This is a genomic window from Alphaproteobacteria bacterium (assembly GCA_030740435.1).
Classification (GTDB): domain Bacteria; phylum Pseudomonadota; class Alphaproteobacteria; order UBA2966; family UBA2966.
Genome location: JASLXG010000004.1, coordinates 1 through 12,181 on the forward strand (window position 1 = coordinate 1; position 12,181 = coordinate 12,181).

Here is a 12,181-nt window from a genome sequence, read left to right on the forward strand (position 1 = left end):
AGATCGGCGGCTCGGGCATCGAAGGTCGGCTTCGCAGGTGGCGCCGGCTTCGCGGTTGCGGATCCGGCTCCTGACAGCGAAGATCGGCGCACGAAGAGGAATTCGCCACCATCGTGGCCAGCGCGACGGATGTCTGAATACTGCGGCGTCTGATCGGATTCCAGCGCCACCGGCCGTTTGAGCCGGGAAAACAGGGTCTGCCCCTCCAGCACCCCGGAATTTTCGCTGAGCGCTTCGAGGAAGGCTTTGGCGAACACCGAATGCGCCCCGCCACCAGCGTCGAGAACCGGCTCCAGGCCGCCCGATACCAGGGCCGTGCGCGAGCGCCGCTTGACCATGCGCTTGAGCCAGATGTTGCGCTCTGCCGCCGTCTTGATCCGGACCGGTGCAGTCCGCACCAAGGTCCCGGAGAAACACGAATCGGCGACCACCATGACGTGCCGGGCTCGCAAAGCCCGCAGCATGTTGGTCACGTCGTCGTTGGAGATCCAGTTGGCCGGGCTGTTCTTCTTGGCGTCGACGGGCAGCCAATAGCCTTCCTCGGCATAACTGTCTAGCACGCCGTGGCCTGCGAAGTAGATCAGCAGGTTGTCGTTGGCGGTCAAACGGCCTCTCAGGGCCGCCAGGGCGTCGATGATGTCGGCTCGGGTGGCGTTGAGCAGCATTTTGCTCTCGAAGCCATAATCGCTCGACAGGACCTTGGTCACCGCCCGGGCGTCGCCCACCGCCGTCTGCAAGCGTGGCAGGTCGAAGCCCTGGTCGGGAGCGAAAAGTAGCGAGTGAGCCAGCCACTCTGAAAGGGATCGAAGAGATCGAAGACTAGAATGACCGCTCTAAGGATTGCCGTCAGAATGGCGACCCTAGCCGGCGAATCGCGTTTTGGGGGCACACGGCGCAGCTAGATCTTCCCAAACATTCCCAAATCGATAAGACAAGTCGTCAGACCATCCAGCAGTTTCTGGCCCTTCGGGACGATTCGCACCTTGTCGGGGAGGGACTTGAGGACCGGGGACCCGGGCTCATGGCTGGTTGTCAAAACAAAGGGAATTTCTGAGGTCGCTTCGATGGTCTCAAGGACGCGGGCGAGCTCGACTCCGCTCAACAGTTTGAACTAGGTGGAGGCAACGATCAGGTCGGGGTGTAGCGATAGGGCGAGCCCGATGGCCTCGATCGGCAATTCGGTGAACGAAAGATCGAAACCGCACGAAGCCAACTCCCGTCCGATGACGGTCCGTTCCACCCCCTTCGTCATGACCAAGAGCACGGTGACGTTACGCACCTGATCGGCATCGACTGTTGCCGCAGCACTTGACGGCAGGCCGAGCACGATCGCGTCCAACTGCTCAGCGGAGGGATCCTGACCGGCTTCAAAGATTTCACGGATGCGATCGACGTAAATTTGGACGTCACCAAGCTGGTCGTTGCTCAGGCGACGGGTCGCCTCGATGTAATCCTCGAGGCGGTGGGCAACGAGCGTTACGGCGGCAAACCCGTGGGTACCGGCCGAGCCTTTGAGACTGTGGATCTGTCTTTGCAGTTCAAAAAAGTCGTCCCCGCGGTCGCCGACGCCGCGAATCATGCGGTCAATAAATCCGTCGATTTCATCCAGTGTGTCAGTGATGCCGCCCAAATATTCTTCGCGCAGTTGGGCAAGAACACCTTCAAGATCGCCGCTCATTCCGGCCCCTCCAAATTCGATCCCGGCTGATCGCTTCCGCCAAATCCACAAGCCATGCGGTTCTCCTTGTCGATTCTGACGTTATTTTTCAAACAGTCGAGTAACAACTGACACACTGTGCCACGGGCCTTTTGGTCGCCGGTTCATCGCGGCATATTGTCCGCAATGGGTCATGAGCGGCCGATTGGGCGGTGTCGGCATGGTGCCTCGTTTGCTCGATATGTAGTGGGTGTCTGTCTCAAGCGGATAGGCACGCCTCACACCCCGCTCTCGAAACGCCGGTCCAGCAGGCGCCGTGCCTTGCCCTCACGGCCGATGTTGGCAACCTCCGCCAGCGCCCCTTCGGCCACCAGCTCGACCGTGACACGTAGCCCCAGGTCTTGGTGCAGGCGAACTTGCAGATGCTCCTGCAAGCCATCCAGCGCCCCGGCCTTATCCACCACTTCGACGCGCACCGTAAGCTCGTCGCGCAGCACGCCTTGGCGCCGGCTGCGCTCGGCCATCACGATCCACTCGCCCGTGGTGCGCTGGTCGCTACGCACGGCACTCAGGCAGGCCATGGGGTAGACGTTGGTGCCGCGGATCTTGACCATGTCGTCGCTGCGGCCGAGGAACCTGTCCATGCGGCGAAAGTGCGAACCCAGGGCGCTCTCGCGCCTGGGCAACTCGCGGGTCAGGTCGCGCAGATTGAAGCGGATCAAGGGCGGGATCTGGCGAAACAGCGAGGTGACCACCAGGTTGCCCTCCTGGCCGGGCGAGAGCGGTCGTCCGTCGTCTGTGTCCAGGACTTCGAGATAAAGACAGTCCTCCATGAAATAAAGCCCATCCTTGTCGGGGCCCTCGAAGGAGGCATGGGAGATCTCGTGGGTGCCGTAGTTGTCGTAGACCGGGCAGCCGTAGAGCTCTTCCAGCTCGCGGTGCAGCAAGCCTGCGGTATCCGGTCCCAGGTAACAGGCGATGAACTTGAGCTTGGCGTCGCGCATGTCCCGGCCCTGCTCGCGCGCCGCGGCCGCCAACTGGGTCAGGTATTCGGGGAAGCTGACGATGATCTCGACGCCGTAGTCAAACAGCGTCTCGACCTGCTTGGCGCTCGGCATGACGACGCCCGAGCCGGTGGTCAGCGGCATCACGCCGAGGTAATCGTGGCAGGCCTTGTAGTAGGCCCAGGCCAGGTTGGCCAGCGAACAGGTGGCCGGGATCTGCAGCGCGTCGCCGGGCCGGGCGCCCTGGATATAAAGGCTGCGGGCGATCTGCAGGCCGTTCATTTCCCACTCGCGGGGGCCGTACATGGTGGGCCGGGGCTTGCCGGTGGTGCCGCCGCTGGTCTGCATCTTCAGCGGCATGTGGACCAGAGCCTCACGGCGATCGAGACCGGTGATGGTGCCGTAGGGAGGATGCCGGGTCTGATTTTCCTTGATGTCGTCGGAGTTGAAGGTGGGCAGCTTGGTGATGTCATCGAGGCCGCGGATGTCGCCCGGCTCGATGCCGGCGCCGCCCCAGAGCTGGCGGTAGAAATCGTTCTGCCAGGCGAAGGCCATGATCTCGAGGAAGCGGCGGTTCTGTAATTCGCGAATCCGCTCGGCCGGCCATTTGAACACCGTCTCGGCGAAAACGTCGGGCGGCGGATAGTCGGCCAGGAAGGCATCCCAGTCGATGCTGGCATGGTAAAGCGGCAGGCGGCTTGGCGACGGACCGGTCATGTTGCGCTCCTTCATGGGGAACGCCTGATGGTAACCGCAGACGACTGAGAATATTTTGTAAAAGCTGCCTCAGGCCGCCAGGCTGAGTCCCCGGATGGCGCGGTCGAGGATCTGGCGGGCCCGCGGGAAGACCAGTTCCTTCCAGTCGTCCTCGCCGGGATTGGCTATAATCCTTTTCCCTTCGCCGATCGGCTTCAATCCAGCCCGGGAGAACGCTCGACGTGCCTGACCGCCGTCCCGCCCGCAACTTGCTCGTCCTAGCCGTGGGCGCCATGTTCGCGCAGCAGTCGTTCGCCTCGATGGCGCAACTGGTGGTGCCGGTGGCGGCGCCGGTGCTGGCCGATGCCCTGGGCCTGGCTCCGGCCATGATCGGCGTCTATACCTCGATCCTGTTCGGCATGGCCATGCTCGGCGCGCTGTCGTCGGGTCCCTACATCCAGCGCTTCGGCGGCTTGCGCGTGAGCCAGGTGTCACTGCTGGTGATCGGCTTCGGCCTCACCCTGGCAGCCTTTGATGCGGGCCATCTGGTGCTGTTCGCCATCAGTGCCGCCATCATCGGCCTGGGCATGTCGGTGTCGACGCCGGCTTCCTCGCACATCCTCAGCCGCTATGCGCCGCCCCGGATGGCACCGGTGGTGTTTTCGCTCAAGCAGACCGGGGTGCCGGTGGGCGGCATGCTGGCCGGGCTGCTGGTGCCCTTTTTCATCGTGCTCATGGACTGGCAGGGCGCCCTGGTGGCCAGCGGCTTGATGTGCCTGGTGCTGGCGCTCGGCCTGCAGCCCTTGCGCCGCGAGTTCGACCAGGGCCGCAATCCCGACCAAAGCCTGGCGCTGGGCGAGCTGGGACGCACCTTGCGCCAGGTGACGGGGCTGGCGCCGTTGCGCGAATTAGCGCTCGCCACCTTCGTCTTCGTCGGCCTGCAGGCCATCTTCGTCGCCTTCTTCGTGACCTATCTGGTCAAGGGCCTGGGGCACCCCTTGCAAACCGCCGGCGGCGTCTTCTCGGCGGCCCTGGCGGTGGCCATCGGGGCGCGCATTCTGTGGGGCTGGGTGGCCAGCCGTTACCTCTCCCCGCAAGTCGTGTTGGGCCTTTTGGGCCTGGTCATGGCGGCGGCTTCGGCGGGTCTTGCCCTTTGTACGCCGGATTGGCCGATCGTCGCCATCGGCGCCGTGGCCATGGTCTTCACCGGCACCGCCATAAGCTGGCACGGCGTTACGCTCTCCGAAGTGGCGCGTCTGGCGCCCCAGGGCCGGGTCGGCGCGGCCACCGGCGGCGTGCTCTTCTTCACCAGCGCCGGGCTGCTGGTCTATCCCGCCATGTTCGGCCTGATCCTGGGCCTGACCGGCAGCTACGGCCTGGGATTCGCCCTCGCCGGCCTGCCTGCCCTGGCGGTGGGGATTCGCTTCCTGCGGCGCCGGAACGGGGCTTGACATCCGGTAAGAAATTCGTATATTCGAAATATGTCGAATATTGAAACACAAGCTGCACCTGCCCTCGAGCCCGAGCACTATGCCGCCATGTTCAAAGCGCTGGCCAACCCGCACCGGCTGCGCATATTTCTCGACCTGGCGAGCTGTTGCCGTGCCGGCGAGGCCTGCAGCCCCAGCGACCGGTCCTGCGTCGGCGAGTTGGGCAGCGGACTCGGCCTGGCCCAGTCGACGGTCTCGCATCACCTCAAGGAATTGCGCCAGGCCGGCCTCATCCATATGGAGCGTTCGGGCCAGACCATCGAATGCTGGGTCGAGCCGCTGACGCTGCAGGCGCTCTCGGGGTTTTTCAATGAGGCCGCGGCGGCCTGAATTTTTTTGCGTCTAAATATCGAAACCTGTCAAATAGTCGAAGGATCAGGACGATGACCGAACCCACTTCCGAAGAGGTGCGCCGCGAGGTGCGCGAGACCTACGCCGCCGTCGCCCGTTCCGCCAACCCAAGTTGCAGTCCGACGCCCGAGGCCGGAAGTTGTTGCGGTACCGGATCGACTACCGACCAGGTGTCGCGGGGTTTCGGCTACAGCGCCGAGGAACTGGCGGCCGTGCCCGAGGGCAGCAACATTGGGCTGGGCTGCGGCAACCCCACCGCCATCGCGGCGCTGGCGCCGGGTGAGACGGTGCTCGATCTGGGCAGCGGCGGCGGCTTCGATTGCTTCCTGGCGGCCCAGCAGGTGGGCCCCGAGGGCCGCGTCATCGGCGTCGACATGACGCCCGAGATGATCGAGAAGGCGCGCGCCAACGCCCTCAAGGTCGAGGCCGCCAACGTCGACTTCAGGTTGGGTGAAATCGAGCACCTACCGTTGGCCGACGCCAGCGTCGATGCCGTGATTTCGAACTGCGTCATCAACCTCTCGGCTGACAAACCCGCCGTCTACCGCGAGATCTTCCGCGTGCTCAAGCCCGGCGGCCGGGTTTCCATCTCCGACGTGGTGGCCCGCGACACGCTGCCCGACGACCTGGCCCGCGACCTCAAGATGGTGGCCGGCTGCGTCGGCGGCGCCGCCACCATCGCCGAGATCACGGCCTGGCTGACGGAAATCGGATTCGCCGGGGTCTCCGTCAAGGTCAACGAATCGTTCGAACCCGCGGTCGAGGGTTGGGCGCCCGGCCGTGATGTCGGGGACTACGTGGCCTCGGCCACCATCGAAGCCAGGAGGACATCATGACCATGAGGCTGAAGGAAAAAGAACTGGCCGCCGTGGGTATTTCCCTGGCCGCCGGCTGCCGGCCCTGCACCGACTATCACCTCAAGGCGGTACGCCAGGCCAAGGCCGGGGATGAGGAAATCTCGCGGGCCCGCCGCATCGCCATCGGCGTGCGCGGCCGGGCGGCCGAAATCATGGCGGTCCACGGCCTGGCCTCCGGGCCCGCGCCCTATCCGCTCAGCCAAGACCGCACGGCGCTGTTGATCGCCATCGGCGCCGCCTTCACCGTCAACTGCACCACCAGTCTCGAACACTATCTGGCTCTGGCACCGGCTGCCGCCATCGACCAGGACGAGCTCGCGGCGCTGGCCAAACTGGCCACCTTCATCCGCGGCAAGGCGATCTCGCACGTCGAGGCCCTGGTGCCCGTTCCCGTGGAGGCCGCCGCCTAGCGACGTGGGCGACGGCGGCAACAGGAGGTATCGAGATGTGCTTCTTTATGAGCCTCGTTCCAGCGACCTTTTTGGTCGTCATCGGCTATTTCGTGCTCTTCGCCTCGAGCCGGGCGGAGGGCGGCATCCAACGCTTTGGCCGCATCCTGGCGATCTGGGTTTTCGTCGTGGCGCTGGTGCCGGTGCTGGCCGGCGCCTATGCCACCCTCAGCGGCCTCTGCCCCTTCCCCGTCTAGCAAAAGGGGAGTGCCATCATGGCAACGCTTAACGACACGCTCGAAAAGCATCATCAGGCGATCATTCTTTCGCTCTTGTCAGTGATCGCCCTGTTTCTGGCGGCCTGTTCGCTGCATGACATCATCCCGATATGTCACTACGTGTTCGGCTGCGATCATAGTTTTCACAGCGCCATATCCTAGCCCGAGAAAAGGGGACGGGTACCTGAGGGGTCAAAGGTAGCTGTCTCCGTTTTTCGCGACATTTGCGGAGAGATGAAGTTCCTTGACAAATTTTTGATAATTGCATAGGCTATGCATATGGAACAAGAAAATCAACTCGCAGCGTTGGGGACACTGCTCCAGGACCGCCTGGAACAGGCCTTTGAGGACGTCTCGCCGCGGGCGGCATCGATCCTCCTCACCTTGCTGAGCCGGGGTGCGCTGCCGATATCGAGAACCGCCGAAATCGTCGGTATCTCCCAACCGACCGCAACGCGGCTCGTGGACGGCCTGCAGAATCGCGGTTTGGTTCGGCGTGAGCCGCGCGCGGGCCGGGTCGTCACCGTCTCCCTGACGAGGGCCGGGCGGCAGACGGCAAGGAGGTTTCGGCGGGCGCGAGCGAACGTCGCCCGCCAGCTTGCGGAACCGCTTGCCACCCGCGAGCGGGAGCTCCTGGCAAAATTTGTCGACAAAATTCTCTACGCCGCCACCACCGGCCGAGCGGTGGCCAGAACCACCTGTCGCTATTGCGATCATGGCGTCTGCCAGGGCGATGGCTGCCCGATCAACAGACGTGCCGGCGAAATTGAACGTCTCGCGCTTAGCGCGGGCTCAAGCGAGGAATGAACGATGCTCTTGGAACACTTGGGTAATTCACCCACCGTCGACGGAGGAGCCTTCGTAGCACCGGATGCAACAGTGTGCGGCGACGTCATCATCGCCCGGGGCGCACGCGTTATGCACGGCGCGAGAATCGTCGCCGAAGGCGGTAACATCCGGATCGGCGAAAATAGCGTCGTCATGCAGAACGCCGTTGTGCGGTCGACGGTCAGTCACGACTGTTCGATCGGAAACGGCGTTCTGATTGGGCCCACGGCACACGTCGTTGGCGCCACCGTCGAGGATGGGGTTTTCTTGGCCACCGGCACCTCCATCTTCCACGGCAGCCGTCTGGGCCGTGGCTCGGTGGTTCGCGTTCACGGCATCGTTCACGTAAATTCTGTTCTCGAGCCCATGAGCACCGTTCCCATAAGCTGGGTCGCGGTGGGGAACCCGGCAGGGATATTCAGTGCCGATCTGCACGAGGAAATATGGGCGATCCAGGAACCGCTCAAGTTCTCCCTTACGGCTTATGGCATAGACCAGCCCCTTGGCGAATGCATGGACAAGGTTACGGCCAAAGTTTCGCAACGCCTCGAAACCCACAAGCTCGATACGATCGTCGTCTAGCCCGCATTTCTCAGCGGGCGCGCGACAGCGACGCGCGGATCATGACCCGGTGAGAAATGCCGGCTAGCGGTTTTCCTTATTTGCCCAGGCGCGTCTCAACCAAACGCGCCCAGAAGCTGGCGCCCAGCGGCAGCACGGCGTCGTTGAAATCGTAACTCGGGTGGTGCACGCCCGTGGCCTCGAGGCCGGTGCCGATGTTGAGGTAGGCGCCGGGGCGGTCCTTCATCATGTGGGGGAAGTCCTCGGACGCCATGATCTGCGGCGCCTCTCGTTCGACCATGTCCTCGCCGACCAGGGCGGCGGCCACGTCGGCCACGAAGGTAGCCTCGGCCGGGTCGTTGACCAGTGGCGGGAACAGCACCTGGGTATCGACCTCGGCCGTCGCTCCCATGCCGCCGGCGATGCCCGGGGCGATCTCGTTCAGGCCCTTGACCATGGCCGCCATGGCTTCGTCGCTGAAGGCCCGCATGGTGCCGCGCAAAAATGCCCGGTCGGGGATGACGTTGTAGGCGTCGCCGCCTTCGATGCGGGTGACGCTCAGCACCGCGGTCTCGAAGGGGCTCAAGTTGCGCGAGACCACGGTTTGCAGCGCCGTGGCGATGTGGGCCGCCACGATCACCGGATCGATGCTGGTCTCGGGCCGGGCACCGTGGGCGCCGCGGCCCTGGATGGCGATGTCGAAAAAGCCGCCGCCGGCCATCGTCGGCCCCGAACGCACGGCAAACTCGCCCTCGGCCATTCCCGGACGGTTGTGCATGCCATAGACGGCGTCCACGGGAAAGCGCTCGAATAGCCCGTCGGCAACCATGGCGGCGGCGCCGCCGGTGCCTTCCTCGGCGGGCTGGAAGATGAAGTGGACGGTGCCGTTGAAGTTGCGCGTCTCGGCCAAATAGCGGGCCGCACCCAGCAGCATCACGGTATGGCCGTCGTGGCCGCAGCCGTGCATGCGGCCGGGGATCTGCGAGCGGTGGGCAAAATCGTTGTCCTCGTCCATGGCCAGGGCGTCGATGTCGGCGCGCAGGCCAATGGCGGGCTCGCCCGAACCTAGCCGCAGGCTGCCGACGACACCTGTCTTGCCCAAACCCCGTGCCACCTCGCAGCCGAATTCCTCGAGCCGGGTGGCGATGATCTCGGAGGTGCGCTCCTCCTCGAAGCCGATCTCCGGATAGGTGTGCAGGTCGCGCCGCCACTCGGTGAGTTCGGCGTGGTACTCGGCAATGCGTTCGATGGCAGTCATGGAATTTCTTTCCTGGCAGGGCGGAGCGAAGGCGCGAGCATGGCGCAGAAAGGCGCTCCATTCCAGCCGCTTGCCGCACGGGGCCAAGGCGCTATGGTGCGGACCAAGGGCGCTAGCTTGCGAAAGGTCACGAGATGAACGACATCATCCTGCACCACTATCCCCAGTCGCCGGTGTCCGAGAAGGTGCGCGTGGGGCTTGGCATCAAGGGCCTGGCCTGGCGCTCGGTGGAAATCCCGCGGCTGCCGCCCAAGCCCGATCTGGTGCCGCTGACCGGCGGCTACCGGCGCACCCCGGTGATGCAGATCGGCGCCGACGTCTATTGCGACAGCCTGGCGATTTTGCGCGAGCTGGAGCGGCGCTTCCCCGAACCCAGCTTCGAACCCGCCGGCGGCGCCGCCGGCCTGGCTTGGGGCTTCAGCCGCTGGACCGACGGCGAGTTCTTCGACCTTTGCGTCAAACTGGTGCTGGGCGCCTCGCTGGCCGACCTGCCGCCTGAATTCGCCGCCGACCGCGGCCGGCTCTATCTCGGTCCCGACTGGAACCTGGAGCAGGTGGCGGCCGAGCTGCCGCTGATCGTGGCCCAGGTGCGAGCCCAGTTCGGCTGGCTCGCCCAGCTCGCTGGGTCTTCGTTTTTGGCCGGCGCCGATCCCGGGCTGGCCGATGCGCTGGGCTATTACCTGGTCTGGTTCGTGCGTGGGCGCTGGGCGGGCGGGCCTGAAATGCTGGCCGAATTTCCTGAACTCGAAGCCTGGGAAGCGCGGGTGGCCGAGATCGGCCACGGCCAACCCAGCGAGATGACGGCGGCCGAAGCGCTGGATATCGCCCATGCCTCCGAACCGGCGCCGCCGCTGGTCGACAGCGCCGACCCTCAGGCCCTGGCCGGCCGTCAGGTCAGCGTGGTGCCCGATGTCGATGGCGGCGACCCCGAGGTCAGGGGCCCGGTGCACGGCTGCGATCGCGAATTCATCACCGTGAGCCAGGAAAACGAACGCGTCGGTCGGATCGCTGTCCACTTCCCGCGGGTCGGCTATCGTGTCACTCTGCTCGACGGCGACTGAACAGCGAGGGGCGAGCGGAGGGCATCATGACCACGTTGAGCGAAAAATGTGCGGTTAGCGGCATCGGCGAAACGGCTTACGTGCGCGGCTCCGGCAAGAGCGTCCCGGCCCTACAGATGGAGGCCTCGCTGGCCGCCATTGCCGACGCCGGGCTCACGCCCCGCGACATCGACGGCATCATCCCCTACGCCAACAACGAAGTTGTGGCCGAGGATTTCGCCACCAACTTCGGCCTCGACGACCTGCGCTTTTCCGCCACCACGCCGATGGGGGGCGCGAGTTCCGTGGCGGCGCTGCAGGCCGCCGCCATGGCCATCGTCACCGGCGTTGCCAACCACGTGCTGATCCCGCTGGGCCGCAACGGCTATTCCCAGATCCGGGTCGGCATGCGCATGCAGCAGTTGCCCCAGTTCCGCCTGGTGGGCGAATTCGAGATGCCCTCGGGCGCCGTTGCGCCGGCCCAGTTCTACGCTCCCATGGCGCGCCGCCACATGGAGCTTTATGGCACCACCAGCCTGCAGTTCGGGCGCATCGCCGTGAACACCCGCGAGATGGCGCTAAAGAACTCGAACGCCATCATGAAAAAGCCGCTGACCATCGAGGAACACCAGTCGGCGCGCATGATCTCGGACCCCTTTCGGCTATTCGATTGCTGCCTGGAGAGCGACGGCGGTGCTGCCGTGGTGGTGTCGTCGAGCGAACGCGCCCGCGATTTGCGCCAGACCCCGGTCACCATCATGGGTGTTGCCGAGGGCCACCCCGATTCCCCCAGCGCCATCAGCCAGCGTCCCGACCTGACCACGCTGGGCCTGGCCAAGGCGGCGCCCCGGGCCTTCAGTATGGCCGGCGTCGGGCCCGACGACATCGATGTGGCCGAGATCTACGACTGCTTCACCTACACCGTGCTTTGCCAGCTCGAGGATCTGGGTTTCTGCAAGAAGGGCGAGGGCGGGCCCTTCATCGACGACGGCCACGTCGACCCGGACGGCAAGCTGCCCATCAACACCCACGGCGGCCTCCTCTCGCAGGCCCACGTCATCGGCCTCAACCACGTCGTCGAGTTGGTGCGGCAGTTGCGGGGCGAGGGCGGCAAGGCCCAGGTCAAGGACGCCGAGATCGGCCTGGTCACCGGCTATGGCGACCTGGGCGACGGCTCGGTGGCCATTATGCGCGGCGGAGCCTGATCATGGTCGAGCCCCTGCTGCCGTCGCCCAACGAAGACACGAAGCCCTTCTGGGAAGCCCTCAAGCAACACCGCCTGGTATTGCAAAAATGCGCCCAATGCGGTGCCGTGCGCCACTACCCGCGCCCGGTCTGCCCCCACTGCCACGCCATGGAGGCCGACTGGGTCGAGGCCTCGGGCCAGGGCCGTATCCATAGCTGGACCATCTCGCACCACGCCTTCCACCCCTCCTTCAAGGAGCAGCTGCCGCTGCTGCTGGGCATCATCGACCTCGACGAGGGCGTGCGCTTGAATTGCCGGCTGCGCGACGTGGCCGAGGACGAGATCGCCATCGGCTTGGCGGTGGAGATCGGCTTCGAGGATATCGACGACGAGGTTACGTTGCCCATCGCCCGGCCGGCGGGTTGATTGGTGGGCACCCTCCCGGCCCTCATATGGGGGTCTCGTTGTCAAGGTGGAACTCCTTTTGGTTTGGTTGTGATCGTCAGGCTTCGCACAGGATGGCCTCGTTTACGTTTTGAGCGGCATTGCCGCATCACCTCATATCCGGTCGGGCACTGTTCGCCCG

The 12,181-nt window shown here is 64.9% G+C and carries 16 protein-coding genes; 11 read left to right on the forward strand and 5 right to left on the reverse strand.

The window, feature by feature from the left end:
* The 4 genes from QGG75_00340 to QGG75_00355 all read right to left on the reverse strand — a co-directional run.
* Positions 1 to 737, reverse strand: a 737-nt coding sequence (locus tag QGG75_00340) for a caspase family protein (GenBank protein MDP6065695.1), incomplete at its 3' end; no start/stop codon positions are given.
* 374 nt (positions 738 to 1,111) lie between these two features.
* Positions 1,112 to 1,678: an Hpt domain-containing protein gene (locus QGG75_00345; protein MDP6065696.1), complete on the reverse strand. Its 567-nt coding sequence runs from the start codon at positions 1,676 to 1,678 to the stop codon at positions 1,112 to 1,114.
* 257 nt (positions 1,679 to 1,935) lie between these two features.
* Positions 1,936 to 3,393 carry an AMP-binding protein gene (locus QGG75_00350; GenBank protein ID MDP6065697.1) on the reverse strand — a complete coding sequence of 486 codons (1,458 nt, stop codon included), beginning with the start codon at positions 3,391 to 3,393 and terminating at the stop codon, positions 1,936 to 1,938.
* Between the two features lie 54 nt (positions 3,394 to 3,447).
* On the reverse strand, positions 3,448 to 3,576 hold the full coding sequence (locus QGG75_00355) for a hypothetical protein (protein MDP6065698.1): 129 nt from the start codon (positions 3,574 to 3,576) through the stop codon (positions 3,448 to 3,450).
* A 23-nt stretch (positions 3,577 to 3,599) separates the two neighbouring features.
* Here QGG75_00355 and QGG75_00360 point away from each other — a divergent pair, with 23 nt between their 5' ends.
* The 8 genes from QGG75_00360 to QGG75_00395 all read left to right on the forward strand — a co-directional run bounded on the left by QGG75_00360 (position 3,600) and on the right by QGG75_00395 (position 8,132).
* On the forward strand, positions 3,600 to 4,808 hold the full coding sequence (locus tag QGG75_00360) for an MFS transporter (GenBank protein ID MDP6065699.1): 1,209 nt from the start codon (positions 3,600 to 3,602) through the stop codon (positions 4,806 to 4,808).
* Positions 4,809 to 4,838: 30 nt separating this feature from the next.
* On the forward strand, positions 4,839 to 5,177 hold the full coding sequence (locus QGG75_00365; protein ID MDP6065700.1) for a metalloregulator ArsR/SmtB family transcription factor: 339 nt from the start codon (positions 4,839 to 4,841) through the stop codon (positions 5,175 to 5,177).
* A 53-nt stretch (positions 5,178 to 5,230) separates the two neighbouring features.
* Positions 5,231 to 6,034, forward strand: coding sequence for an arsenite methyltransferase (locus tag QGG75_00370; GenBank protein MDP6065701.1), 804 nt, complete (start codon positions 5,231 to 5,233; stop codon positions 6,032 to 6,034).
* Positions 6,031 to 6,465 (forward strand): carboxymuconolactone decarboxylase family protein, encoded by a 435-nt coding sequence (locus QGG75_00375; protein MDP6065702.1) that lies wholly within the window; start codon positions 6,031 to 6,033, stop codon positions 6,463 to 6,465. Before QGG75_00370 ends, QGG75_00375 begins: the two co-directional genes overlap by 4 nt.
* A 47-nt stretch (positions 6,466 to 6,512) precedes the next feature.
* Complete coding sequence (locus QGG75_00380) at positions 6,513 to 6,701, forward strand: hypothetical protein (GenBank protein MDP6065703.1); 189 nt, start codon at positions 6,513 to 6,515, stop codon at positions 6,699 to 6,701.
* An 18-nt stretch (positions 6,702 to 6,719) separates the two neighbouring features.
* Positions 6,720 to 6,884, forward strand: coding sequence for a hypothetical protein (locus QGG75_00385; GenBank protein ID MDP6065704.1), 165 nt, complete (start codon positions 6,720 to 6,722; stop codon positions 6,882 to 6,884).
* A gap of 117 nt (positions 6,885 to 7,001) precedes the next feature.
* Positions 7,002 to 7,529, forward strand: coding sequence for a MarR family transcriptional regulator (locus tag QGG75_00390; GenBank protein MDP6065705.1), 528 nt, complete (start codon positions 7,002 to 7,004; stop codon positions 7,527 to 7,529).
* A 3-nt stretch (positions 7,530 to 7,532) separates the two neighbouring features.
* Positions 7,533 to 8,132, forward strand: coding sequence for a gamma carbonic anhydrase family protein (locus tag QGG75_00395; protein ID MDP6065706.1), 600 nt, complete (start codon positions 7,533 to 7,535; stop codon positions 8,130 to 8,132).
* 76 nt (positions 8,133 to 8,208) lie between these two features.
* On the opposite strand, the gene QGG75_00400 is transcribed toward QGG75_00395, so the two are convergent.
* Positions 8,209 to 9,369, reverse strand: a complete 1,161-nt coding sequence (locus QGG75_00400) for a M20 aminoacylase family protein (protein MDP6065707.1) — start codon at positions 9,367 to 9,369, stop codon at positions 8,209 to 8,211.
* A gap of 134 nt (positions 9,370 to 9,503) precedes the next feature.
* Between QGG75_00400 and QGG75_00405 the strand changes: the two genes are divergently transcribed.
* From QGG75_00405 to QGG75_00415, 3 genes are read left to right on the forward strand one after another with little or no spacing between them, the layout of a single operon-like run.
* Entirely contained in the window at positions 9,504 to 10,430 is a 927-nt protein-coding gene (locus QGG75_00405; GenBank protein MDP6065708.1) for a glutathione S-transferase family protein, read from the forward strand.
* 26 nt (positions 10,431 to 10,456) lie between these two features.
* Positions 10,457 to 11,614, forward strand: a complete 1,158-nt coding sequence (locus QGG75_00410) for a transporter (protein MDP6065709.1) — start codon at positions 10,457 to 10,459, stop codon at positions 11,612 to 11,614.
* A gap of 2 nt (positions 11,615 to 11,616) precedes the next feature.
* A complete protein-coding gene (locus tag QGG75_00415; GenBank protein MDP6065710.1) occupies positions 11,617 to 12,021 on the forward strand; it encodes a Zn-ribbon domain-containing OB-fold protein in 405 nt (134 codons plus the stop codon).
* The last annotated feature ends 160 nt before the right edge of the window (positions 12,022 to 12,181 follow it).

Coding starts and splice junctions, on each gene's coding strand:
- QGG75_00345 (MDP6065696.1), bottom strand. CDS start 1,678: ATGAGCGGCGATCTTGAAGGTGTTCTTGCCCAACTGCGCGAAGAATAT.
- QGG75_00350 (MDP6065697.1), bottom strand. CDS start 3,393: ATGAAGGAGCGCAACATGACCGGTCCGTCGCCAAGCCGCCTGCCGCTT.
- QGG75_00365 (MDP6065700.1), top strand. CDS start 4,839: ATGTCGAATATTGAAACACAAGCTGCACCTGCCCTCGAGCCCGAGCAC.
- QGG75_00370 (MDP6065701.1), top strand. CDS start 5,231: ATGACCGAACCCACTTCCGAAGAGGTGCGCCGCGAGGTGCGCGAGACC.
- QGG75_00375 (MDP6065702.1), top strand. CDS start 6,031: ATGACCATGAGGCTGAAGGAAAAAGAACTGGCCGCCGTGGGTATTTCC.
- QGG75_00380 (MDP6065703.1), top strand. CDS start 6,513: ATGAGCCTCGTTCCAGCGACCTTTTTGGTCGTCATCGGCTATTTCGTG.
- QGG75_00385 (MDP6065704.1), top strand. CDS start 6,720: ATGGCAACGCTTAACGACACGCTCGAAAAGCATCATCAGGCGATCATT.
- QGG75_00390 (MDP6065705.1), top strand. CDS start 7,002: ATGGAACAAGAAAATCAACTCGCAGCGTTGGGGACACTGCTCCAGGAC.
- QGG75_00395 (MDP6065706.1), top strand. CDS start 7,533: ATGCTCTTGGAACACTTGGGTAATTCACCCACCGTCGACGGAGGAGCC.
- QGG75_00400 (MDP6065707.1), bottom strand. CDS start 9,369: ATGACTGCCATCGAACGCATTGCCGAGTACCACGCCGAACTCACCGAG.
- QGG75_00405 (MDP6065708.1), top strand. CDS start 9,504: ATGAACGACATCATCCTGCACCACTATCCCCAGTCGCCGGTGTCCGAG.
- QGG75_00410 (MDP6065709.1), top strand. CDS start 10,457: ATGACCACGTTGAGCGAAAAATGTGCGGTTAGCGGCATCGGCGAAACG.
- QGG75_00415 (MDP6065710.1), top strand. CDS start 11,617: ATGGTCGAGCCCCTGCTGCCGTCGCCCAACGAAGACACGAAGCCCTTC.